The organism is Achromobacter sp. RTa (assembly GCF_000757485.1).
GTDB lineage: Bacteria > Pseudomonadota > Gammaproteobacteria > Burkholderiales > Burkholderiaceae_B > Achromobacter.
In genome coordinates this window covers 1-441 of the sequence record NZ_JPYO01000028.1, presented here as the reverse complement: position 1 = coordinate 441, position 441 = coordinate 1, and the positions used below count along the sequence as shown (strand labels likewise).

General features: G+C 73.0%; 1 protein-coding gene. It reads left to right on the top strand.

Annotated features, from left to right (window positions below):
* A partial coding sequence (locus JL37_RS10600; RefSeq protein WP_043543907.1) for an MlrC C-terminal domain-containing protein occupies positions 1 to 441 on the top strand: 441 nt, incomplete at both ends.

Genomic DNA, 441 nt, shown 5'->3' with positions numbered 1-441 from the left:
CTGGAAGGCCGCGACGGCATCCTGTCGGTTTCCGTGGCGCAGGGCTTCGCCACGGGCGACGTGCCGGAGATGGGCACCAAGGTGCTCGTCTACGCCGACGGCGACGCCGGCCGCGCGCAGGCGCTGGCCCGGCAGCTGGCCGACGAACTCATCGCCATGCGCGAACAGCTCATGGTGCCATACCGCAGCGTGGACCAGGCCCTGGATGAGGCGCTGGCGTTCGGCGAAGGTCCTGTGGTGCTGGCCGACAGGCCGGACAACCCCGGCAGCGGCGCGCCGGGCGACGCCACGTTCGTGCTGCGGCGCATGCTGGATCGCGGCGTGACGAACGCGGCGCTGGGCCCCATGTGGGATCCGGTGGCGGCGCGCATCGCATTCGATGCAGGCCCCGGCGCGGTGCTGGACCTGCGCATCGGCGGCAAGGTCGGCCCCTTGTCCGGC